Genomic DNA, 22762 nt, shown 5'->3' with positions numbered 1-22762 from the left:
GGCTCAGAAAAACCAAATAGCCAATGAAGCGCCTAAGCTTCAAGAGTCATGCTACCTTTTCTCAACGAGAAAAATCATGCTAGAAAGAAAGCGTTAGTAAGGGACAGAAACCGTTAGTCGGTCGGCTCAGGGCGCGACCATAGCCAAAGCAGCACACACAACATACAGATGATTGCAAACGCCGCTAGCCAACGCGGCGTATCCAGCCAAAGCAGTAAGGCGGCGCTTAGACTCATGCTAAATAAAGCAGCCCATTTACCTCGACGGCTAACCAGTCGCCCTTGCTCCCAGCGCTGCAACGACGGCCCAAACCATGGGTGGCGATATAACCATTGATGAAAACGAGGGGAACTGCGTGACGCTGCCCAGGCTGAAATCAACACAAATACGGTGGTCGGTAAGCCTGGCAAAATCGCGCCAATAAAGGCTAAAACCATGCTCAACACGGCCACCAACAGCCATAACATCCGCACCGCTTTTATTTTGGCTGGTTTGACCGTCGAAGAGGATGGCGAAGGGATTGTCATAACCGTACCCGTTGTTAGCGCATTAACTTAAGGTTGTACCGCCCGGCATGCGACGAAGCAACCAGCTCGCTCCCAACGAGAGAGAGAAAATGCCCAGCGCAAACGTCGGTATTTGCCAAACCATCGCCCCTGAACCGTATAAACCACTGTAGGTCACCAAATCTAAAAAGAAAGGATGCAGCAAATAAATACCAAAAGTGTAGGGAGCTACATTTTCAAACCGAGGCAGCCAACGAGTACTTAGAATAAGCTGAAACACGGCTAAAGACATAAACGGCACAGTAACGCTGAAATTGTCATAAAAGTAAAGATTCAACGTTGTAGAGCTGGATAATACCTGCGTGCCCAGTGCCGTTCCAAAAATGCTGATACCCAGAAGTAAACCCGCTTGCGGCAATCGAAATTGTCGCTCTACCAACATACGTCCCGCCCAAAAATAGCTGATATAAGGCAAGCACCACAATAAGAAAAAACCGTAACCATTGCCCTGATACTCGCGGTACACGCTTTGCAGCATGGCCAAGGCAAACAGCACGCATAGCGTAATAACTCGTTGCCGGGGTGTGATTTTACGGTAAATCCAGCGTAAAAAAGGGGTGATTACATAAAGCCCTATTAACATGTACAAGTACCATAAATGGTAATAAGGCTCGCCACTGATGGCGTTAGCAACCCAATCGATCGAAGCTAAGGGCACGCCTTGAAAATAGGCCGTGAGCGCACTCCACAACAAATAGAACAACGACCAAAACAACGTGGCAGGCACAATACGTCCCGCACGTCGTCGGTAGAAATGACTAAGACGTTGCGTTTTATCTGGGTCGAGTAGTAATGCGCCACTGATCATGACAAATACGGGTACGCACCAACGGGTAGCCGCATCGTATAAATTGGCCCATTGCCAATCGCCCGAACCATAATCAATACCACCAGTTATTGGCACAGCGGCGCAATGCAGCACCACCACAGCTAAAGCAGCCATCCATCGAGCCGCATCTAAGTTACTGTAGTCGATAGGGCTGGGAACCATGCTTTAGATTTACGGGAAATAAGTGTGAGTGCGGTATTACGCTTCTCCACATACTACCGCATAATGAAAAAAGACCTCGAACGAGGTCTTTAACGTTAGCGGCTCAACACTAAATCGAACTTAACATTCTAAAATTTCTTCCAACCGAGCCAAAAGCTTTTGGCGTGCGTTACGCATGTGCTCATCGGAAATATCCACTGCCGCCCGTACGTCTCCCGACGCAATCGCCGCCGCCAGCCTTTCATGCTCGTCCCAGATAAATAAGCGCTGCTCTGCTGATTGCAGCACAGCCCCCATCACACGCCGGAGGTGCGCCCAGTGCACTTCCGATGACACCGTGATTAAGGGGTTGCCCGAGGCCTCGTAAATCGCTTTATGAAAGGCTTCGTCCGCTTCAATCATGGCACGAACATCGCTTGAGCGGGCGACTTTACGGCCCATACTAATTAGCATGGGATCAATAACCGCTTGACGCTCGGCGGCAAGACGCGTCGCTAAGGCCTCAAGCGCTCCGCGCACTTCGTACAAATGCCCAATTTGAGCGATGTCTAAAGCCGCGACCATCACCCCCCTACCCTCGGCGTCTTGTAATAGACCATCTTTTTTTAGTAGCTGTATCGCTTGAAGCACAGGAGAGCGCGACACATTCAATTGTTCCGCGATGTCTTCTTGAGTTACTCGACTACCGGGGGCTAACGAGCCATCACTGATCGCATCTAATAAAATACGATAAACCTCATCCACATAATTGGGACGAGCTTGCAATTTACCCGCAAGTTTGGGACGCATGAGCAACATACTCCACAACAAAAAAGCTCTATGGCCTGCAAACCGCATGGCTTGCAGGCCCGAGACAACTTAACAAAAACACAACATTAAAAACTGTTCATTAACGCGGCCATGGGATCGTTAGCATTAGCGGCCTCTTGTTCAAAAGGATTCTGTAAGCCGTCATCAAACGATGGGCTTGATCCACCAAGACCTTCTAACTGCATCATAATCTCTTCGTCGCTGAGTACAGTACCTTTGGTTAATCCTCCTGTAACAAGCTGAGGATAAGCCACAACAATGGCGACGACAATTAACTGCAAAGCCACAAAGTAGGCTGAACCCTTCCAGATTTGTTTCGTCTTAACCCCTGATATGGTTTCTTTGCTAACAGGATCAACGTAATCATTCCTTGGCGCGACACTACGTAGATACAGCAGCGCAAAACCAAAGGGCGGTGTTAGGAATGACGTCTGCAGTACAAGTGCAATGACTATTCCAAACCAGATCAGATCAATACCCAAACTGTTCGCTACCGGTATTAGCAGCGGTATGACAATAAAGGCAATTTCAAAGAAATCGAGGAACATGCCTAACACGAAGATGATTAGACACACCACAATTATAAAGCCCAACTCACCACCTGGGATGGCATCAAACAAGCTTTCTACCCAAATATGCCCATCGGCCGCACTGAATGTGAAGCTAAATACGGTGGACCCTATCAAGATAAACATCACAAAAATAGCAAGTTTTGCAGTGTTCTCTAAGGCTTGACTCAACAACGACCACGATAAGCGTCGTCGTATCATCGCGAGCACCAATGCCCCTACCGCGCCCATCGCCCCCCCTTCTGTAGGCGTCGCGATCCCCATGAAAATGGTTCCTAACACCAAGAAAATGAGAATCACCGGCGGAATCAGCGCAAAAACAAAACGCTCAGCCAGCTGGGACAAAAGCCCCCACCCCGTTATGCGATTAATACAGGCAAAACTTAAGGCACTTAGCGATGCCACCACCAACGATGTGATAGCGATTTGGTCTGTCGGTGCACTGGACGGCTTGCTAAACATTTGAGCCATAACTTCGTTATGCAACCCTGCCCATAACAAGCCAATCATTGTGCACAAAAGCACCAACATGCCGAGCGAACGACGTCCACTATTTCCTTGGGGGGTGCTTTTAATACGTGCATGCTCTGGCAGCGCAGGTACCTTAGACGGGCTTACAATCGCCAAAATCACGATAAACACGACATAGATCAAAATAAGCAGTAAGCCCGGACGGATTGCCGCTGCATACATATCGCCTACCGAACGCCCTAACTGATCCGCCATGATAATTAACACCAATGACGGCGGCAAAGCCTGCACCATCGCACCCGAAGCGGTAATTACACCCGAAGCCACTTCTCGGCTATAGCCGTAACGCAACATGACGGGCAATGAGATGAGACCCATCGAAATCACAACGGCTGAGGTAACCCCCGTCGATGCGGCAAGCAACGCCCCTACCAAAATCACAGAAATCGCCAAACCACCGTTCAAGGTGCCAAACAACTGCCCCATGGTGTCGAGCAGGTCCTCAGCCATACCAGAACGTTCCAGAACAATACCCATCAGGGTAAAGAATGGAATGGCCAGTAAGGTTTCATTCTGCATGATTCCGAAAATTCTAAGGGGCAGAATTTGGAATAGGTTAGTGGGGAATAGGTCTAAGGAAATTCCTAATACACCGAAAATCAAACCCGTTGCTGCAAGGCCAAAAGCGACAGGGAACCCTGTCAACAGAATGACAATAAGACAGCAAAACATAATTGGGACAAAGTTGTCCACAAGTAGACCCGTCAGCATTATTTATCTCTCCCATGGTGGTGGGCGGTCAGTAGCTGCTCGGCTAACTGAGGTACCTGAATCGGCGTCCCCCCTTCGTCCTCATCCGAAATCGAATCCTCTAACTTCCCGGCTAAAAACAACATTCTTTTAATCAATTCAGCGGTTCCTTGTATTAACAACAAGAAGAAGCCGGCAGGTATCAGAAAATAGGCGGGCCAGCGGATTAAGCCGCCAGCATTGCTGGACATTTCATTGGTCGCCCACGCGCTGGCAAAAAAGCCCCAGCTCAGCGAGATCATGAAAATACAGAAGGGAATTAAGATAAAGCCAATGCCAAAAAGGTCGACGATATTACGACCTTTAGGGCCTAGCCGACTCGAGATGAAGTCAATACGAACGTGACCGTTTTTTTGGAAGCAGTAGGCTCCACCGAGTAGAAACACAGCCGAATACAAATACCACTGTGCTTCTAACATGCCATTTGAACTGATATCAAAGGCTTTACGCGTTATTGCGTTTCCTGCGCTTAGCAACGTGGCCACCAACAGCAGCCACTTGATCACAAACCCAATGTAGCGGTTCAGGCGATCAACCCCTCCCACCATAAGTTTTAGGGCAATCATTTTTTGTCTCCATCTCTATTATTGTGGGTATGGACTGCACTGATCAGCCTATCTTTTTTACATTACAAATCCAAAACAAGTAATTCGCTTTTTGCTCTAGATACGCACGCGGTCAGGCATCGGCTTTGCTCATCAGGACTTAAAATATAGTCTTGGTGATCCACCTCACCTGAAAGATAGCCAACTTGGCAAGTTCCACATAAACCGGAGACACATGATGTGGGTATCACGACGCCGGCCTCGGCCAATGCATCGGTTAGAGCCTGATGGGCTTCAACACGTACCTTTTGACCCGTGCTGGCAATTTGAGCCACAAAGGCACCATTTTCTAACCCTGTCTCGGCAGAATCCGCAGGAACCGGAGCTTTAAAGTGCTCACATCGCACAGTGCCATCAGGCCAATGCTCGGCCGCCTGCCCACAGGCTTGCATGAAGCCTTGCGGTCCGCAGTAATACACGTGTGTTTGCTCACCCACCTCGGCGAGCAATGTTTTTAAGCACAAACCATTCTCTGGATTTCCGTGGTCCAAATGCAGTCTAAGCTTTCCACTGTCGCGCCACGCCTGCATATCCTCCTGAAATGCTGCCGTTTCGGGCGTACGGGTACAGTAATGCAATTCAAAAGAAGTGCCTGCTTGCTCTAAGGTATGAGCCATTGCCTTTAATGGCGTGATACCAATACCGCCTGCGATGAGGATGGCGCGCTTGGCATCGGCGCCCAGCTCAAAGTGATTACGAGGCACGCTTAGCGTAATGGTTTCTTGGACTCTGAAAAGCTCATGTAAGCGCTTCGAGCCACCACGGCCCTGTGGGTCATTCAATACCGCAATCACGTAACGATGACGTTCACGTGGGTCATTGCATAACGAGTATTGACGTATTAAGCCAGGCTCAATATGTACATCAATATGCGCACCTGCAGTAAAAGCCGGTAAATCACGTCCATCGGGGCTCACAAACTCGTACGAGTTAATGCCCTTTGCCTCATATCGAATCTGGCGCAACACAAGGTGTAATAAGCCAGAAGTATTGTCAATTACTTCCGTAGGGCGAACCTGCTCTGCAATCGCATTCATTTACTGCTCTCCTGTCTAGCTATATATGGAAGCGAATCGCCCGAAGGCCGATCCGCTCCCTTCCCTGTCTTTATCAGGACGCTGCTACCACTTCACTTAAGGACTGCTGCAGCTCTTGCATACTTTCCTTCACGAAATCTTCACGCTCTTTACCCCGCAACGCATCGGCGGCCGTAAGAATTCGCACAATTTCACGTGTTGCGTGGCGTCGACGGCTAACTTCTAGCTCGACATCATCAGCCACTGGTATGGAAAGCACGTTACCGGAGCAGTAACTATTGGGTGCACCACCATGCTCTTTTAACCACTCAGCAAAGCCTTCAGGTGTTGCCGCTTTATTCGTACCGCGTACGGCGTCACGCAGCAATTTACGGAACATGTAAACACCCGCATCAAACTTTGTGGGGTTCTCTAAGGCATGAACGGCGATCGGACGCTGGCTAATAATAGCTTCGTAATCACCCGGTGCGTACTGACACTCTTTGTAGTTGTGGCGTGCACGGTGATCGTCAGGAATCGGTGGCAAGTCTTCAAGTTTGTAATCACCGAAACGCTCTGGACGACGCATTGCAACTTGGCCTTCCAAGAAGTCGATCGTTTCGTAGCCCACCATTTCTTTGTTGCCCACACCTCGTGTATCAATACCGGGGCCCATCACTCTCCAGCCAATCATTTTGCTGTTCACATCATCCACCGGTACAGTCCAGCGAATAATATGGAAACGGCTAAAGTGCTTAGCGTTAGAACCATCTTCAGAGGTGTACGCATGCAAACTCAGGTTTGGTAATACCTGATGCTGCACACGGATAAACAAATTATCTTTACTTGCACGACGTGCGCCCGCACACGCCAAGCTTCGGCCACCATGAACAGGAATAAACTGCATATCAGGAGCCACTTCCATCGAGGCAGCACCCACTTCATCGAAGGTTGTACCCTGATAGTTACCATCGACAACGTTCTTTGCTGCATGCAGCGCTGTAGGGTGGAAGTTATCGGCAGCGTTATCTTGTACTTGCAACCAGTTGCAATGCTGGAAGTTACTGAAGGGCACCAGCTCGTCGGTAGGAAGCACAGTAAAGTTTTCTTCCCACTCAGGAAACGGCGGCTCGTCCTCGGGGGGGCCCATGTAGGCAAATATCAAACCATGGCGCTCGAACGCTTTGTAAGCACCCTGTTGAATGGACGCTGCATACTTCTCACCTTCCGCCTCTTCACCTTTAGGATAAGGCACGTGTAGACAGGTACCGTCTACATCAAACACCATGCCGTGATAGCAACACATAATGCCGCGCTCTTGAATGGCACCGTATTCCAGAGAAGCGCCGCGGTGCACACAATGCGCATGTAGCACACCAACTCGACCGCTTTTATCGCGGAAAGCAACGAGCTCTTCACCCAAAATCTTTAGAAAACGGGGGGTGTCAGTTAACTCTAACGACATGCACACAGGATGCCAGAAACGGCGCATGTACTCACCCAATGGGGTACCTGGCCCCACTTCCGTTAACTCGGCGTCGTGCGACGGTACGTTGTTGCTGTGATAACCGCCGTAAGGCTTCATTTTCTTTTCGATTCCAACCATCATATCCTCTCTTCTCAGATAGTAAGTTCAAGCGTCGCCGTGGGCTTAAGCCACTTTGCGATCAACCAGTGCTTTTTCGTTAATCCAAGGCATCATTGCCCGTAACTTCTCGCCCACCGTTTCAATGCCGTGTCGTGCTGTTAAACGGCGATTCGCCTGCAAAGCTGGCTGCTTGGCCTGACTCTCCAGAATGAATTGCTTTGCGTAGGTGCCATCTTGAATATCCTGCAAGATGTCTTGCATCACTTTGCGTGTTTCCTTCGTAACGATGCGTGGGCCCGCAACGTATTCACCAAACTCAGCATTATTGGAAATGCTGTAGTTCAAATTCGAAATACCGCCCTCATACATGAGGTCCACAATCAGCTTGAGCTCGTGCAGGCATTCGAAATAAGCCATCTCTTCTGAATAGCCGTTTTCAACAAGGGTGTCGAAGCCACATTTCACTAACTCAACCATGCCGCCGCATAACACCGCTTGCTCACCGAACAAGTCCGTTTCGGTTTCTTCGCGGAAGTCAGTCTCAATAATGCCCGAGCGTCCACCGCCATTTGCAATAGCGTAAGACAAAGCAATGTCGCGAGCCTGACCCGAGTGATCAGCGTGGATCGCGATCAAATGGGGGACACCACCGCCTTCAGCGTACGTAGAGCGAACGGTATGACCAGGAGCCTTTGGCGCCACCATCACGACGTCTAAGTCAGCGCGAGGCACAATTTGTCCGTAATGAATATTGAAGCCATGCGCAAAACCAAGCGTTGCACCTTGGCGAGCATGCGTTTCCACGTATTCGTTGTACACAGCGGCTATGTCCTCATCCGGCAGTAAAAGCATGATGATGTCAGCCTGCGCTACCGCTGTTTCAATGTCCTGTACACGTAGACCGGCAGCGGCTGCTTTTTGACGCGATGCACTCTGCGCACGCAAACCCACCACCACATCTACGCCTGAATCTCGCAGGTTAAGCGCATGAGCATGCCCCTGAGAGCCATAACCAATAATGGCGACTTTACGTTGCTTGATTAACCCCGCGTCACCATCTTTGTCATAAAAAACTTGCATCGACCACTCCCAAATAGAATTCCGTGTTCTGTATACAGAGTTCAGTATCAGGCTTGTGTAAAGGCAAAGTCAAGGAGAAATCCCAGATTTCGGGGAAACCCCTAGAATGCAAAAAAGGACAAGGAAATGGTTAGACCGACAACGAGAATTTTGCCTCGCGCAGCAGCCAAGCGCGAAGCTTTTCTATGCGTCGGATCGTATCGAGATTATTACGATAATAGAAGAAATGCATTTCTCGTCTCATCACCTGTTGATCCGGTGCAGGAAGCACAATCAGCCGCTGAGACTCAATTTCTTTCTCAGCAAAGCGCACCGTCTCTAACGCAACGCCCAACTCATCAACGGCCGCGGCAACCGCCATTGCTCCGCGGTCAAACGATAAACGAGGCCCTAATGGTGCCGCCATACCTTTGCTACCAAACCAATGCGCCCATGTAACCGGACTAACTGTGGAGTCGATCAGCGGTAAATGCATATACCAGGCCTGATTCAATGCCAGACGCGAATAGAGTTGGGGGGAGCACAACGGCACCAAAGGTTCGGATTCTAAGGCCTCGACGACCACATAAGGATCGTCGGTCGGTGCGTAGCCATAACTAATCACACAGTCCACATCCGTGGCTTGCCGTAGATCAGGCGCTACGGCATCAGTGCGTAAATGGATCGCCAATGAAGGGTTGGCGTGCATAAATTGGCTTAAACGTGGACCCAGCCATTTGACAGCAAGGCTTGGCGCACACTGCAAGGTGAGTGAATTCGTTTGTACCGGTGCGCCCTGTGTTTCGCTACACAGTTGCGCTAAGCCTTCTAGCATGGGCAACAACTCACGATAAAAAGCCTGACCTGTCGTATTCAAACTCACTCGACGATTATGACGCTCGAATAAGACCTTCCCGAAATGCTGTTCGAGATTTTTAACTTGATGGCTAATGGCAGACGGCGTGAGATGAAGCTCGTCAGCAGCAAGGCTAAAACTCTCTAATCTTGCCGCGGCCTCAAAGGCTTTTAACCAGGCGAAGTTGGGTAGTGATCGCATGACTTTTACACATAGATGAATATTTTTAACTTATAGATGAAAAACAATCGTTTGTCATTCACCATTTAACTTGCCTACCATTATTTTGTGTACCTGCCACTTAAGCTCGTCATTGTCCTCTGTACAACCTAGCTAAGCAGTACAGCCCATATTACTCATACTCATAGGAAATGTCCCATGAATGCCAACATCGATATCAACGAAATGCTTGCCTTAACTGGCCGCAAATCAATATATCAGCCTGAACAAGAAGGCTTGATTTACCCCCAAGAACCCACTTTTGACTCGGTTGAGGCAGAACGCCAGCATCTTAAAGAGCGCCTAGTTGCAGCTTGCCGTGCGTTTGCTCTACATGGTTTAGATTATGGTTTTGCAGGTCACCTAACAATTCGTGACCCAGAGCACCCCGGTCTATATTGGACAAACCCAATGGCCGTCCACTTTGCGGATGTCAAAGTATCAAACCTGATTCTTGCCGACCACGAAGGTACGGTAGTAGAAGGCGACTACGCCATTAACCGCGCTGGTTTTGTGCTACACGCCGCCGTGCACGAAGCCCATCCAGACATCGTTGCGATGTGTCACGCTCATACCGTGTATGGCACAGCATTTGCCTCATTAGGCCAAGAAATTCTGCCCATTACGCAAGATGCGGCTGCATTCTTCGAAGACCACGTCGTCATTCGTGAAGAAGCCGGTCAAGTCGCGGTAGAAGCCAAAGCAGGCCATAAAGTCGCCGATGCTTTCGCTGGTGTTAAAGCGGCGATTCATCAGAACCATGGTTTATTAACCGCAAGTCGCCACAGCATTGAAGCCGCTGCATTCTGGTTTATTGCGCTTGAGCGCTGCTGTCAGCAACAACTTATGATTTCGGCAACGGGCATTACACCTACGCTCGTCACGCCTGAACGCGCCCGCTACAGCCGTGAACACGTAGGGAGCGAATACATCGGTTGGTTGCATTTCCAGGCTATTTGGGAAAACCTAGTAAAAACCCAGCCTGATATGTTTGATTAACCTCGGTAGGTAGTGAAGCGATCTGGTTTTATACGACTCCAGATCGCTGAATTATTATGAAATAGTAAAAAAACAGGAGACATCACCGTGGAACGTCGTTCAGTATTAAAACTAACAGGACTTGCTGGCATTTTGGCTGCTGGGGCAGCCCCCGCTATTGTCAATGCCCAAGAAAATATACGTTGGCGCTTGGCTTCGAGCTTCCCCCGCAACTTAGACACTATCTATGGTGGCGGTGAAGTTTTTGCCGAGAAGGTCCGCGAGCTCAGTGATGGAAAATTCAATATTTCCGTTCACGCCGGAGGTGAGCTAATGCCTGCTATGGGCGTAGTCGATGCCCTAGAACAAAACTCAGTGGAAGCCGCACACACCGCTCCCTATTACTTTTATGGTAAAGATCCCACCTTTGCATTAAGCTGTGCCATCCCCTTTGGCATGAACTCTCGCCAACTTACCGCTTGGATGTACCACGGTAATGGCCTGGAGCTAACCCGCGAGTTCTACGCCGGACACAACATCGTTAACTTCCCCTGTGGAAACAGCGGTGTGCAAATGGGTGGTTGGTTCCGTAAAGAAATCAATACCGTTGACGACATTCGCGGCCTAAAAATCCGTATCGGCGGCCTGCCAGGTCGCGTGGTTGAAAAACTAGGCGGTATTCCACAAAACATTGCCGGTGGCGAGGTGTACCAAGCCCTTGAGCGCGGCGTCATTGACGCCGCCGAGTGGGTCGGACCTTACGACGACCTACGTTTAGGTTTTTACAAGGTCGCCCCGTACTACTACTACCCAGGCTGGTGGGAAGGTTCTGTAGGCTTAGATTTGTTGGTAAACAAGAAAGCCTACGACTCGCTCTCGCAGCATTACAAAGACATTGTTTCTGCCGCCAGTACCTATGCACATTTAGACATGCAAGCCAAGTACGATGCCGGTAACCCTGCCGCCCTAAAAGAGTTAGTGGGGCATGGGGCCAAAATACTGCCATTCTCTAAAGAAGTGTTGGATGCTTCGTTTAAAGCCAGCCAAGAGCTGTATGCTGAACTAAATGAGAGCAACCCCACATGGCGCAAAATCTTTAGCGATTATCGCGCCTTCCAAAAAGACTCCGTATTGTGGTTCCGCTTTGCCGAAGCTCGTTTTGACCAATACATGCAGTCAGTACAACTGTAAGTGCAAACATACCTACACCCTATTTAGGGGTGTAGGTATGCATTCGCGTTAACCGTTAACAATCGTTATACGTCGTGTCATCACTTATATGAGTAATAATAACGATACGACGAGCCATGACCTAAGCGGTAACGACGTACACCATTAAAGATCACCCCTTTCATAGCACCATCGACCCCAGCGGTACGAAGCTTGGCTAAGGAATCACGTACTTCCGCAACGGTACTGTGCTCTGCCCTCGCCACCATCAAGCTGACAGACATGTGCTGCATCAAAGCCAGCGTATCCGCAACAGGCAACAGCGGAGCGGTATCCGCAATCACCAAATCAAAATCGGCTTTTAACTGCTCAAGCGTTTGCGCCAATGCCGGGCTTAACATCAATTCACCCGGGTTCGGCGACGTTGTCCCTGCTGGCAGCACGTATAAGTGTTCGTTAATCGCAACCAGCACCTCAGATAAGGCTTTTTGTCCTAACAGCACATCGGACAACCCTGCACGTTTGCGATCGTAGCCAAAATATTCATTTAGACGACTACGGCGTAAATCCGTATCGATCAGAACCACTTTCTGCTCGTTTGAGGCTAAAACCGCCGCTAAATTTGAGGAAATGAAGCTTTTCCCAACGCCGGATGTCGCCCCCGTTATCGCTAGTGTTTTTCCTTCGGTGCCCATCATGGCAAACTTCAAGCCCGTACGTAACGAACGCAAGCTTTCGATAGACGGATCATCCGAGTTTTCAAACGCCAATAACTGACGAATATCTTTACGCTTACGCCCCAGCTGTGCAATACGAAAACTTTTTTGTACTTCGGACTCGGGTACGCTGACATACGTGCTTAACCCCGTTTGCTGTTCAATTTGCTCTGCACGTTGTACAGCTGGCCGCAAGAAGCTACGCAATAGCGCCGCCATTACACCCAGCATCAGGCCAAGTAAAGCTGCCACCGCCACAATTAATGAGCGCTTCGGTTTGATTGGCCTTTCAGGAAGCACAGCAAAGTCAATGATGCGCACCGTACCGATGGTGCCGGCCTCTGCCACACGCAACTCTTGCGCACTATTTAACAAGGAGATATAAAGCTGCGTATTGACTTGCGTATCACGCTCTAGACGTAACAAATCGCGCTGCGCTTGAGGTAACTTATCAATGTCGCCTCCCAGTTGAGTGCTTGCATTGCTAATTGCCGATAATTGCTGGCTAAGGGCCCGTAATGTCGGGTGCTCTGGCTTATAGCGTTGGCGAAGTTCGTCACGCTTTAATTGCAGTTCTAAGCGCTTATTCTCTAACTCAACCGATTGCCGTAACAGCCCCTGAGTTTCTTCGGGAATGCTAATCGTACCGCTAGAAGACCGAAACTGACTTAGCTCTTCCTCTTTTTGCTCTACGTTGTCTCGCAACTGAGGCAGTTGCTCTTCAAGGAAGGCGAGACTACTACGCGCCTCGGCACTGCGACGTTCAACGTTCTGCTGTAGATAGGCGCTGGCCACAGCATTCACAAACTCGACTGCAAACTGTCTGTCTTGGCTATCTAGCTTCAATCGTATAACGCGACTTTGTGCACCCGCCTCGGCCACCTGTAAGTTTTGCCTTAAGCTTTCAAAGGTTTCAATCATCGAACGCCGTTCTATTTTAAAACGTGTTCCTTGCCGCCCCACCACCGACTGAATGGCTAATGATGCCTCTTGACCCAACACGTTGAATCGTAGTCGCTGTCCAATTTGATCGCTTTCAATTAACGTTTTTCCATCATCATTTTTAAAGACGAAACCCTGATCCTTAAGCTCAAGATAGTATGTCCCACGCGGTACGTTTAACTCGCCCAGTTCAAGCCGTTCACCGCCCCACGCAAAACCACTTAAGCCCCAAAACGGTTTCGCCAGATCGACATTCTTCGACTCGTAACGACGCGCTACCCACTCACCAATTAGCGGGAAATGGTTATCAACGGCAAGATGTTCGGTTGCACGCGTTTTTTCTATCGCCTTTAGCAATACTTCTCGGGAACGTAAGATTTCAATCTCGCCCGCTATTGAACTCTGCTGCATACCAAAGGCTTCAGAAAGCTGCGAAAGCCCCGCAAGGCCTACACCTCCTCCTTGGTCCTCAACCTGAATCAAAGCATCGGTTTGGTAAACCGGAGGTGTCAACACAGCGTAAGCTAGCCCAAGCGTTAGGATCACCACAAAAGTCGTAGCAATAATTCCTACATTTTGCAGCAGGGTATTGAACAAATCCGACAAACTAATTTCGTGTTCATCGTTTGCAGGCATAGTCTTATCGACAGACGTCATAGCGTTTTCACTATCAGTAGTTCGTGATGTCGAGCCGCACGAAGGCGACTCGTTCTAAAAGCCGAAAGCTTGGTTAGTTACGTAGGTCGTGGCTTACACTTGCGCCCTGCAATAACGAGGTCGCCGTCGGCAAGATTTGATTAATGACTCGTGACCAGCGTGTAACCGCGGCTGCATCCACAAACACCACGTCGCGCGCTTGAAGCACGAAGTTATCGGCTAGCATCAGCGAGTCAGGGCTGCTGGCATTCAGGTGCCAAATTTGCGGCCTGCCCACATCGACCTCGCGCAGCACATACACTTGATTGGCCCGAGAGGTAACTTGATTTAAGCCCCCTGCATCACCCAAGGCATCAGCCAAGGTATAACGCCCCCAAGGCAACAGGCGTGAATGAGGTCGCAACACCTCGCCCAACACAAAGACTTTGTCTTGATTGCGTTCGGGAATATTCAAAATATCGCCATCTTGCAGCAATACATTCTGACTAAGATCCCCTTTGTAATACAATGCATATAAGTCAATGTTACGTAGCACCCCTTGACGATTTAATACGGCCCCTGACAAATCAGCATCTGTTTTTAGTCCCCCTACGTTAGTGATCAACGTGGTGACATACAGAGGTTCGTCGGTAATGGCGACCGGCCCAGGGCTGTCGACCTTGCCCACAACAAACGCCTTATTACCCCGATACTGCAACACTGACACGTCCACTTGTGGTTCGGTTAAATACACCGACAAGCCAGACGCTAACTCGGCGCGTATCTCAGTGGTAGTACGCCCTGCCGCCAATACCCGCCCGACGTAAGGAAAAAAGAAATAGCCGTCACCGCTTACCGTGCGCCCTGCTAAGTCGGTGCTGAGTTGGCCTGACGGATTGTTAAGTTCGGGATGGTTCCAAACCGTAACCAGCAACACATCTCGAGGGGCGACCTTGTAGACATAAGGCTCTTGATCCGATGCGAGGTGCGCAGCATCTAACCTTGCCTGATTGATATCGGCCTGCGCTTGCTGGGCACTGTACAACTGATGCACGGTCTCTGGAGTAATAGCGTGGATGTCAGCTCGCGCCTGCACATCGGCTTCGCTTAGCTCGGGCAACTTTTTATTGTCATCGACCACCGCACCTAAATACATACCCGTACAACCTGACATAGCCAGAGCGGCGAGTAGTAGCGTTAAGCGCCCCATTATCGTATTTACATTCACTGCCATAGTTACGTAGCTCTAGTTAACAAGACTGTTAGATGAAGCAGACAGCATCCCTGCCTGCAATGTCTGTAGACCTGCTCAAAAGCGTGTAAAGGACTGTGTAAAGGGTCGGGAATTTCTTCGTTTTCCCAGTGCCCCAGCAGAAACGTTTTGCCACTGGCAAAGGAGTAGCGCTGCATGATTTCGTAACGGTGCTGGTGATCCATCACCAACAATAAGGTGGCTCGTTTCAAATCGGCCGATGCACTCGCTATCGATCGTTTATCAGAAGCAATAGGAATACCTTGGCTCTCGTTAACTTGAAGTGCAAAAGGGTGGGGGGTCCGGCCAATCGGTGCCGCTAACCCACATGACGCCACTTCTGCTTCCACGTCTCGCTCGGCGAGCTGATGTCGTAGTACAGCCTCTGCCATAGGGCTACGACAAATGTTCCCCGTGCAAACCACCATCAAAAGAGGTTCTATATTCGTTGTTTGTATCGTCATGGCGCACACCTCATCCATTCAGTCATTAAGTCCCAACGCGGATTCAAAACCAGTTTTTTGCTATTTTCTAGAACGGCTTGAGTTTCAACATGCACGTGGATTCGCTCTCCTTCTACTGCTACGACTCGGCCATGAGCCACGCGCTGAGCAGACGCCCCATCAGTTAGGGTCGAACACACCTGTAGACCAACCTGCCCCAATACAGGTAGCAATGCCTCATAGGTACGTTTGCGCCGGATCAACATAGGCGAAGCAAAGGCCTCGGTTTGCCCTTCTACCCAGTCGGCCATAAAGGATTCACCTGTGGGATAAAACAAATAAGCTCCACGGCCATGACGCTGATCTCGTTCCCACAAACCTATGTATTTATCACCACGCCACGCCGAGCGCTCACCGAACTCGTACACACCATGGCCGTGACGGTAATCCGCTTGCCAATGTCCGGCATAGGCATCGCCGTTTGCGTAAAGCTTGACGCCATACCCCGACTTCGTACCCTTAACAAAATTGCCTTGATAAAAGGCCCCATCCCTACCTCGCGCTATACCCTGCCCATGCGCCAAGCCGGCTAAACACCCCCCGTGGTAAGCCTCTTGCAATTCAGGGTCGGCCACGCCACAAGCCGCTGTTTGACGCGTCACAACCGTATGGGAATCAGGGCCGGAGCTGGATGGCGCCGCAACGCACCACATCAACGTTAGAGCCCGAAACGCAAAATGAGCGATTCTCATGGCCTGTCTTCTCCGTAGACGTCAGCAAATGAGCGCAAACCATCGCCTTCTAACGCGTTATCAAGCCAGCTAGATACAATTATGTCTCAAACAAGACGTTTCTGATTTTGATTTAAATCTTAAATGGTTGTTATATAACTATTTTTTATAAAACAAAAAAGCCTGTCATTTTGTAACGTATTAACGTTAAATGACAGGCTTTAACACTTTTAAGTGTATGTTGGTGCAGGTGGACTTACATCTGCGCTAGCAACGCCTCAGTAATATCTTTCATATTTCGAAGCCCACTTCCTACAATGTACCAAGCGTCGGGATCCACATACACCACCCGCCCTTCTTTAAATGCTTGAGTTTGGCTAAGCTCAGGGTGTGCGGCTAACGTCGCCTCTGCTGTTTTTTCAGCACCATTCACTGCACCTCGATCGAGAACAATAAACCAATCAGGTTCTGCTTGAGCGACGCTCGTAATCGCAGCTGCTCGTGCTTGCGCTGCGACTTGCGCTTCAGGTGTTCCCGCCTCAGGGCGAGGAGCCTCTGGAATACTCAGATCCCGGGCGGGCAATACAGAACGTAGGCCCGCTAATTCATAGGCGTAACCAAAACGATCACCTGGGACATGCGCAATAACGTTGTCTTTGACGACAAATAAGAAAGCCCCTGATTTGTCCTGATTTTGCTCGTGCAGCGTTTGCAAATCATCTTCAATATCGTTAAGTGCCTGTTCCGCTTGCTCTTCTTTCGAAAAAACACGAGCCAATGCTAAGTTATCCCGTTTAAAGCCTTCAAAAAAATCGAAAGGTTCGGTCAAAAATACAACGGTAGGAGCAATATCTTGCAACTGAGGTATGGCGGGCTGAGACCGTCTCCCTGCAATAATTAGCTCTGGCTGTAGTTCATTAAGTACGTCATAGTCCGGCTCGAACAATGTTCCAACCACTGTTGAGTCTTTAAACTCAGCCAAGCGCCCTTTATAGTTTGATCTAGGCACCCCTATTACATCAACCTCAAGGCTGTGCAACGTGTCCAGCACGCCCAGATCAAAGGTAGCGATGGTATTCGGCACAGTCTGGAGGTCAACCACCCCTTCACTGTGAACAAGCTCAAGCGCCGTTGCTGGCAATGCCAGCATCAGAGCGGCGCATAGACTAACTAAACGGGTGTGGTGTTTCACAAGAGCCTCTATTTATTGTTAATGATAAAGATTCGCATTATAGATGCTTTTAGGTGTAATACAGCAGCTTGCAACGACTCAAAACCCGTTGCTCAGCACATTGTTGCATTTATCAAAACAGTGATGCGCTAATTCAGCCCTATTTGAGTCAAGAAAATAGCGTTACAGTCAACGCTTATGTCGTCTGCCCTTCACCTTAAGCCTCTTGGCTGCCACACCTTGCTCAACGCAAGCATTGCTGTTTTCCTTATTGCTTAAGCTCATGGTGCACAGCCCCTTGCCGCGTCCTATGCATTTACCGATATGAACTAAAGCGGCGACTGACCGTCCAACCCCAGCACCTAATTTGTCTTACTAATAGAGATGGAAAACGAGAACCATGGCTTTTGTCGTCACTGAGAGTTGTATTGCCTGTAAGTACACAGACTGCGTCAGCGTGTGTCCGATGGAATGTTTTTACGAAGGCCCAAATTTTTTAGTCATTGATCCAGATGAATGCATTGACTGTTCGATTTGCGTCGGAGAGTGCCCAGTGAACGCGATCGTAGAGGCCAGTGATATTGCGCCGGATCAAGCTCATTTCGTAGAACTTAATCGTCAGCTTTCACGTGACCCAAGGTGGACGCGAATCACGTCCACCAAAGAGCCTCTTAGTGATCACGAAACATGGGCAAACACCAAAGACAAACTGCATTTGTTAGAACAATATTAATTTACGTTCGTAAGTTGATACTGAAGCTTTAACGCCCCCTAGCCGCTACCGTCTACTTCCCCCACATTCTGGGTAAAACATTGGTATTGGGATCTCGCTTGTGCCAAATAACCATGGCGATGTGCCCGATAATCGTGGCAAATAACAGCCAACCCAGTTCGCCGTGCAATAACCCGCCCAGCGCGGTCATCCATTCGATTTTGGTGTCCGTGGCTTGCATCACGGTCACACCCAAATACTCAAAAGCTCGGCCTGAACCGTACTGTCTTAACAAAGCAATACTGGGTACAGCCAACATTAACAGGTAGAGAAAACGATGCCCCCATTTTGCCGCTGAACTTAATGGAGCGTGAGCATTACGCTGCTTCCAAGCCCACCCCATACGCACCCACAGCAACAAAAATAAGCTAAAACCTACGGGGCGATGCCAAGGCCATACGGCATCTGCCAGTGGGGTGTCATCGGCAAAGAAACGCACAAGGGCCGTAATCATCATGCAGAATAGACCCACCGCCATCGCCCAATGCAAGGTCCGGGCCACCCCATCGTATCGTTGGGCCGTAATTGGCGCGTTCAACGTAGAAGACAACATTATTACTTCCTATAAAATAGACAAACTAAAACCGTTAGCAATGTAGCACTATGATTAGCAAAGGTCTTATAGACTAGTTAAAACCCATTAGGTTGCGTGGTGTGTCATATACACATCAATTTCCCACTTGTTTTAAGGCGGGGTGTCCTATACATACATAATGGACATTACCCCTATATGACTTGGACCTGCATTATGGATCGCTACGACTATCTTCTTAACCTGCGTAATGCTTCCACCGCTTTACTAGTAGGTGATATTTCCGCTGCCGAACTCTGTGCCCTTAGCATTGAGCGCATTCGTAAAAGTGCGTCGTCGAACGTGTTCATTCACGTCGACGAAGCGGGCGCTCTAAAGCAGGCCCAGCTTTATGATTCAAAAAGTGCAGAGCAAAAAAGCGCACTTCCTTTGGGCGGAATCCCCATTGCGGTTAAAGATAATATTCATGTAGCAGGTCTACCGAATACCGCGGGCACACCCGCCCTGAAACACTTTATTCCACAATACGATGCGCCGTGCATTGCTGCTTTACGCGAAGCTGGGGCCATTATTGTCGGTAAGACTCATATGCATGAGTTAGCGTTAGGGGTGTCCGGCTACAACAGCGCGTTAAACTCCGGCGAGTTAACAGGTACTCGAAATGCTCGCAATGTGCTGCATATTGCAGGAGGCTCGTCGTCGGGGAGCGCTGTCGCCGTTGCCAGCATGATGGTACCAATGGCTTTAGGAACAGACACAGCGGGCTCTATTCGCCTACCTGCGGCGCTAAATGGTTGCGTAGGCTACCGCCCCTCTGTCGGACGCTATACCACCGAAGGCATCACTCCGGCATCCCCTTCTCGCGATACCGTCGGCCCTCTGGCTTCAAATGTGGTGGATATCGTTAAGGTCGACAGCTTACTTAGGCCTCATAACGACACGCCGACGAGTTTTAAGGGCCCAATACGGCTAGGCGTGGTCAATGAGTTTTGGGCTTCTAGCTCTTCAGAGGTCATGGCGGCTTGCCAAGCTGCACTGGTGCGTATAGAGAAAGCGGGCATACAGCTCGTGGATGTCTCACTCGAACAAGTCGCACAACTTGCGCCCAAATGCGGCACCCCAATCGTGTTGCACGAACAGCTCACCGCACTAAGTCAGTATTTACGAGCCTACGACATCAATTTATCGTACGCCGACATACAAGAGAAAGTGGCAAGCCCGGATATCAAGAAACTACTCAGCAAACTCATTGCTCCGCAGGTGTTTCCGAATGCTGCAGGCGAACTGGATGAGCTCTACCCCATCTACCAACAAGCCATTACACAATGGGTTCCAGCCATGTTGCACGAGTACCAAACCGTGAGTGCACAACATGAATTACATGGCTTCATTTTCCCAACTGTCGGCGTGTTGGCCCCCGAGGCCAGTCAAGAAAGCAGCAACGCGGAACACTTCAGCCGACTGGCTGCCAATGTTAACCCCGGAAGCTGTGTCGGCTTGGCTGGTATCAGCTTACCGGTTGCTATCGGCAGTGATAATTTAGCGATCGGTATGGAAATTGACGTATTACCCGGCAAAGACGAATTATTATTTATTATTGCTTCAAAAGTAGAACAAGCCTTAGGTTTCGCCAAAGGCTTCGATTAACGCCGTCGCATTCAGCAACGACGTTATGAACAAGACAACGACTAGGGTTCGGCTTCTGGTGTAGCTGGGCCCTTCAGTTTTGTCACGTCGGTTTCCAACAATCCCGTATGGCTAGGGGCTTCGTAAATCCATTCTCGCCAAATCGCTACTAATAGCGCCATCAACACAGGGCCAATAAACAGCCCAACAAACCCCATGGTTTTAACGCCCCCTACCAAACCAAAAAACGTCGGTAAAAACGGTAATTTAACGGGCCCACCCACTAAGCGCGGACGTAAGGTTTTATCAACAATAAACAGCTCGATCGAACCCCAAAGAAACAGTCCGATACCAGCAACCATTTCGCCAGAACCCACCAAATACAGCGAAACCAACGTAAAAGATAAAGGGGCCCCGCCAGGTATAAGTGCCATAAAACCGGTGATTACCCCCAACAAGACTGGGGATGGAACGCCAACCACCCAATAGGCAATACCCAGCACCACACCTTCGCCTAAAGCGATCAGGCTCATCCCCGTAACGGTAGAGTTAACCGTAGCCGGCACAACCCGAGAAAAACGTCTCCATCGTTGTGGAAGGATTCGCTCACCCACGATATCTAACTGCGCAAGAATACGATCACCATCTTTATAAACAAAGAATAAAGTAATCAATAGAAAAAGCAGGGATAACAATAAATGAAATACGTTACCGGTGGCAGACAGCACCATTCTGTAGATATTGCCCAAATGCTCGCCGCTGACGAGCTCTACAAACGTGCCCAGCGCGTGAGGTTCACCTAAATAGGTTTCCCAGACTTCCGACAAACGTTGTCCCACTAAAGGCAAAGCGCTGATCCATTCGGGCACAGGCATACCGTAGCGGTTTGCGGCCAACGCCCAACCAATGAAGCTACTCGCCTCTTGGATAGCGAAAGACAACGCCATGGATAGCGGAACAATTAGCACAAGAATAACAACGAGCAACGCCAACGTGGCAGCAAGGGTACGCCGGTAATGACATCTCACCAGCAACCTTTGGTAAAGGGGCCAACTTGCTAAACCGATGATCAAAGCCCCCAACACTGGGACTAAGAAATCTTTTAGAAAATATAAACCCGCTAACACTACCAACAAAAGCAGCCAGCGCGCGATAAGAAAGGCAGGAATTACTGGATGCATAAAAAGTTTCTGTCGTGACCTTTAATAAGCACGTTAAAAGGTTTTAGACGACAATAACATAAAGCCACTTTGTAACAGCATTTAGTTACTAAAAAGCGCTAAAAAAGACAGAAAGTTCATTCGAGTTTATTAGGCCGGATTCGATGGATGAGCCGGCAACTGACGCTTATGACTTGAGGCCTTAAAATGCCTAATGATGATCTCGAATGCTGTCGCATCGACATCTTTGCCCTCAAGAAAGTCATCAATTTGTTCATAGCTAACCCCAAAGGCTACTTCATCTGCGCGCATGGGAGTCAAGCTTTCTAAATCAGCGGTTGGGATTTTATTCACTAAATGATCGGGCGCGTTCATGGCTACGCCCAGCGCTCGAACTTGCCGCTTATTCAAGCCCACTAAGGGCATCACATCAGCAGCACCGTCACCGAACTTTGTAAAGAACCCCATCAGGGCTTCAGCCGCATGATCACTCCCTAAGACAATACCCCGAGCCGCTGCAGCAGAGGCATACTGCGCAATCATACGTTGACGTGCCTTTATGTTTCCCACAATAAAATCTTGCTGTGATTCGTTATCAAAGCGCTGCCCAGCGTTCAACAGCTGTTGAAGTAACGCGTCGGTGGCGGGTTGAATGTCCACCGTTAGTTGCTCATCGGGAGCAATATACCGCAAGACCGCATCAGCATCGGCAGCATCCGCTTGCTCTCCGTAGGGCAGGCGCATAGCGATAAAGCGTGCCTCGTACGATTCGGCTCGTAACTGTTCTGCAGCACGCTGCGCTAAAGCGCCAACCACCAAAGAATCAACACCGCCGCTAATGCCCAACACCATTGCTTTCATACCACTACGTTTTACATAGTCAACCAAATAGCGCGTTCGACGCTGTACTTCGTACTGGACATCGATCGCAGGCTGAACCTGTAATTCGTTAATAATGCACTGCTGCTGGCGTTGCTGTTCAGAATTAAGCATGTGGTTGTCTCTAAGGGATAGACCGACGAGCGGTCTCGTGTCATTGATATCTTAAGGTATGAGATAGTTTACTGCCTCAA

At 49.4% G+C, this 22762-nt stretch carries 21 protein-coding genes; 4 read left to right on the top strand and 17 right to left on the bottom strand.

The features are described 5' to 3' along the window. Window positions 1-113 precede the first annotated feature (113 nt). From AC2UZI_RS03645 to AC2UZI_RS03605, 9 genes are all read right to left on the bottom strand, one after another. Window positions 114-527: a YbaN family protein gene (locus AC2UZI_RS03645; RefSeq protein ID WP_486942464.1), complete on the bottom strand. Its 414-nt coding sequence runs from the start codon at window positions 525-527 to the stop codon at window positions 114-116. Window positions 528-549: 22 nt separating this feature from the next. Beyond that, complete coding sequence (locus tag AC2UZI_RS03640) at window positions 550-1557, bottom strand: acyltransferase (protein WP_486942463.1); 1008 nt, start codon at window positions 1555-1557, stop codon at window positions 550-552. A gap of 120 nt (window positions 1558-1677) precedes the next feature. Next, window positions 1678-2346: a GntR family transcriptional regulator gene (locus AC2UZI_RS03635; protein WP_486942462.1), complete on the bottom strand. Its 669-nt coding sequence runs from the start codon at window positions 2344-2346 to the stop codon at window positions 1678-1680. Window positions 2347-2432: 86 nt separating this feature from the next. Next, window positions 2433-4178, bottom strand: a complete 1746-nt coding sequence (locus tag AC2UZI_RS03630; protein ID WP_486942461.1) for a TRAP transporter large permease — start codon at window positions 4176-4178, stop codon at window positions 2433-2435. Continuing rightward, window positions 4178-4783, bottom strand: a complete 606-nt coding sequence (locus tag AC2UZI_RS03625; RefSeq protein WP_486942460.1) for a TRAP transporter small permease subunit — start codon at window positions 4781-4783, stop codon at window positions 4178-4180. Before AC2UZI_RS03625 ends, AC2UZI_RS03630 begins: the two co-directional genes overlap by 1 nt. A 62-nt stretch (window positions 4784-4845) precedes the next feature. Next, a complete protein-coding gene (locus tag AC2UZI_RS03620) occupies window positions 4846-5859 on the bottom strand; it encodes a PDR/VanB family oxidoreductase (RefSeq protein ID WP_486942459.1) in 1014 nt (337 codons plus the stop codon). A 73-nt stretch (window positions 5860-5932) separates the two neighbouring features. Continuing rightward, a complete protein-coding gene (locus AC2UZI_RS03615) occupies window positions 5933-7447 on the bottom strand; it encodes a Rieske 2Fe-2S domain-containing protein (RefSeq protein ID WP_486942458.1) in 1515 nt (504 codons plus the stop codon). A gap of 42 nt (window positions 7448-7489) precedes the next feature. Continuing rightward, window positions 7490-8506 (bottom strand): ketol-acid reductoisomerase, encoded by a 1017-nt coding sequence (ilvC, locus tag AC2UZI_RS03610; protein WP_486942457.1) that lies wholly within the window; start codon window positions 8504-8506, stop codon window positions 7490-7492. Window positions 8507-8636: 130 nt separating this feature from the next. Then, window positions 8637-9542: a LysR substrate-binding domain-containing protein gene (locus AC2UZI_RS03605; protein WP_486942456.1), complete on the bottom strand. Its 906-nt coding sequence runs from the start codon at window positions 9540-9542 to the stop codon at window positions 8637-8639. Window positions 9543-9719: 177 nt separating this feature from the next. Between AC2UZI_RS03605 and AC2UZI_RS03600 the strand changes: the two genes are divergently transcribed. After that, window positions 9720-10559, top strand: coding sequence for a class II aldolase/adducin family protein (locus AC2UZI_RS03600; protein ID WP_486942455.1), 840 nt, complete (start codon window positions 9720-9722; stop codon window positions 10557-10559). 87 nt (window positions 10560-10646) lie between these two features. Then, window positions 10647-11729, top strand: a complete 1083-nt coding sequence (locus tag AC2UZI_RS03595; RefSeq protein WP_486942454.1) for a TRAP transporter substrate-binding protein — start codon at window positions 10647-10649, stop codon at window positions 11727-11729. Window positions 11730-11809: 80 nt separating this feature from the next. On the opposite strand, the gene AC2UZI_RS03590 is transcribed toward AC2UZI_RS03595, so the two are convergent. From AC2UZI_RS03590 to AC2UZI_RS03570, 5 genes are all read right to left on the bottom strand, one after another. Further along, window positions 11810-14023 carry a polysaccharide biosynthesis tyrosine autokinase gene (locus AC2UZI_RS03590; RefSeq protein ID WP_486942453.1) on the bottom strand — a complete coding sequence of 738 codons (2214 nt, stop codon included), beginning with the start codon at window positions 14021-14023 and terminating at the stop codon, window positions 11810-11812. A gap of 73 nt (window positions 14024-14096) precedes the next feature. Continuing rightward, window positions 14097-15236, bottom strand: coding sequence for a polysaccharide biosynthesis/export family protein (locus AC2UZI_RS03585; protein ID WP_486942452.1), 1140 nt, complete (start codon window positions 15234-15236; stop codon window positions 14097-14099). A 2-nt stretch (window positions 15237-15238) separates the two neighbouring features. After that, entirely contained in the window at window positions 15239-15718 is a 480-nt protein-coding gene (locus AC2UZI_RS03580; protein WP_486942451.1) for a low molecular weight protein-tyrosine-phosphatase, read from the bottom strand. Beyond that, entirely contained in the window at window positions 15715-16449 is a 735-nt protein-coding gene (locus tag AC2UZI_RS03575) for an MORN repeat-containing protein (RefSeq protein WP_486942450.1), read from the bottom strand. Before AC2UZI_RS03575 ends, AC2UZI_RS03580 begins: the two co-directional genes overlap by 4 nt. Before the next feature lie 235 nt (window positions 16450-16684). Further along, complete coding sequence (locus AC2UZI_RS03570; protein WP_486942449.1) at window positions 16685-17620, bottom strand: ABC transporter substrate-binding protein; 936 nt, start codon at window positions 17618-17620, stop codon at window positions 16685-16687. Between the two features lie 379 nt (window positions 17621-17999). Here AC2UZI_RS03570 and fdxA point away from each other — a divergent pair, with 379 nt between their 5' ends. Then, window positions 18000-18332: a ferredoxin FdxA gene (fdxA, locus tag AC2UZI_RS03565; protein WP_486942448.1), complete on the top strand. Its 333-nt coding sequence runs from the start codon at window positions 18000-18002 to the stop codon at window positions 18330-18332. Window positions 18333-18384: 52 nt separating this feature from the next. Here fdxA and AC2UZI_RS03560 read toward each other — a convergent pair whose 3' ends face one another. Then, a complete protein-coding gene (locus tag AC2UZI_RS03560) occupies window positions 18385-18924 on the bottom strand; it encodes a cytochrome b (protein ID WP_486942447.1) in 540 nt (179 codons plus the stop codon). 195 nt (window positions 18925-19119) lie between these two features. Between AC2UZI_RS03560 and AC2UZI_RS03555 the strand changes: the two genes are divergently transcribed. Further along, entirely contained in the window at window positions 19120-20550 is a 1431-nt protein-coding gene (locus AC2UZI_RS03555; RefSeq protein WP_486942446.1) for an amidase family protein, read from the top strand. A 41-nt stretch (window positions 20551-20591) separates the two neighbouring features. On the opposite strand, the gene AC2UZI_RS03550 is transcribed toward AC2UZI_RS03555, so the two are convergent. Further along, entirely contained in the window at window positions 20592-21710 is a 1119-nt protein-coding gene (locus tag AC2UZI_RS03550) for an AI-2E family transporter (protein WP_486942445.1), read from the bottom strand. A gap of 129 nt (window positions 21711-21839) precedes the next feature. Next, entirely contained in the window at window positions 21840-22682 is an 843-nt protein-coding gene (nadE, locus tag AC2UZI_RS03545) for an NAD(+) synthase (RefSeq protein ID WP_486942444.1), read from the bottom strand. Window positions 22683-22762: the final 80 nt, after the last annotated feature.

This window comes from Paenalcaligenes sp. DL 463, assembly GCF_057475185.1.
This window is presented reverse-complemented; position numbering and strand designations above follow the sequence as displayed.

Excerpts from the sequence above, each read along its gene's own strand:
- AC2UZI_RS03560 (WP_486942447.1), bottom strand. The coding sequence starts at position 18,924 with ATGTTGTCTTCTACGTTGAACGCGCCAATTACGGCCCAACGATACGAT.
- ilvC (WP_486942457.1), bottom strand. The coding sequence starts at position 8,506 with ATGCAAGTTTTTTATGACAAAGATGGTGACGCGGGGTTAATCAAGCAA.
- AC2UZI_RS03555 (WP_486942446.1), top strand. The coding sequence starts at position 19,120 with ATGGATCGCTACGACTATCTTCTTAACCTGCGTAATGCTTCCACCGCT.
- AC2UZI_RS03575 (WP_486942450.1), bottom strand. The coding sequence starts at position 16,449 with ATGAGAATCGCTCATTTTGCGTTTCGGGCTCTAACGTTGATGTGGTGC.
- AC2UZI_RS03635 (WP_486942462.1), bottom strand. The coding sequence starts at position 2,346 with ATGCGTCCCAAACTTGCGGGTAAATTGCAAGCTCGTCCCAATTATGTG.
- AC2UZI_RS03645 (WP_486942464.1), bottom strand. The coding sequence starts at position 527 with ATGACAATCCCTTCGCCATCCTCTTCGACGGTCAAACCAGCCAAAATA.
- nadE (WP_486942444.1), bottom strand. The coding sequence starts at position 22,682 with ATGCTTAATTCTGAACAGCAACGCCAGCAGCAGTGCATTATTAACGAA.
- AC2UZI_RS03620 (WP_486942459.1), bottom strand. The coding sequence starts at position 5,859 with ATGAATGCGATTGCAGAGCAGGTTCGCCCTACGGAAGTAATTGACAAT.
- AC2UZI_RS03640 (WP_486942463.1), bottom strand. The coding sequence starts at position 1,557 with ATGGTTCCCAGCCCTATCGACTACAGTAACTTAGATGCGGCTCGATGG.
- fdxA (WP_486942448.1), top strand. The coding sequence starts at position 18,000 with ATGGCTTTTGTCGTCACTGAGAGTTGTATTGCCTGTAAGTACACAGAC.
- AC2UZI_RS03600 (WP_486942455.1), top strand. The coding sequence starts at position 9,720 with ATGAATGCCAACATCGATATCAACGAAATGCTTGCCTTAACTGGCCGC.
- AC2UZI_RS03590 (WP_486942453.1), bottom strand. The coding sequence starts at position 14,023 with ATGACGTCTGTCGATAAGACTATGCCTGCAAACGATGAACACGAAATT.
- AC2UZI_RS03580 (WP_486942451.1), bottom strand. The coding sequence starts at position 15,718 with ATGACGATACAAACAACGAATATAGAACCTCTTTTGATGGTGGTTTGC.
- AC2UZI_RS03630 (WP_486942461.1), bottom strand. The coding sequence starts at position 4,178 with ATGCTGACGGGTCTACTTGTGGACAACTTTGTCCCAATTATGTTTTGC.
- AC2UZI_RS03615 (WP_486942458.1), bottom strand. The coding sequence starts at position 7,447 with ATGATGGTTGGAATCGAAAAGAAAATGAAGCCTTACGGCGGTTATCAC.
- AC2UZI_RS03605 (WP_486942456.1), bottom strand. The coding sequence starts at position 9,542 with ATGCGATCACTACCCAACTTCGCCTGGTTAAAAGCCTTTGAGGCCGCG.
- AC2UZI_RS03585 (WP_486942452.1), bottom strand. The coding sequence starts at position 15,236 with ATGGCAGTGAATGTAAATACGATAATGGGGCGCTTAACGCTACTACTC.
- AC2UZI_RS03550 (WP_486942445.1), bottom strand. The coding sequence starts at position 21,710 with ATGCATCCAGTAATTCCTGCCTTTCTTATCGCGCGCTGGCTGCTTTTG.
- AC2UZI_RS03625 (WP_486942460.1), bottom strand. The coding sequence starts at position 4,783 with ATGATTGCCCTAAAACTTATGGTGGGAGGGGTTGATCGCCTGAACCGC.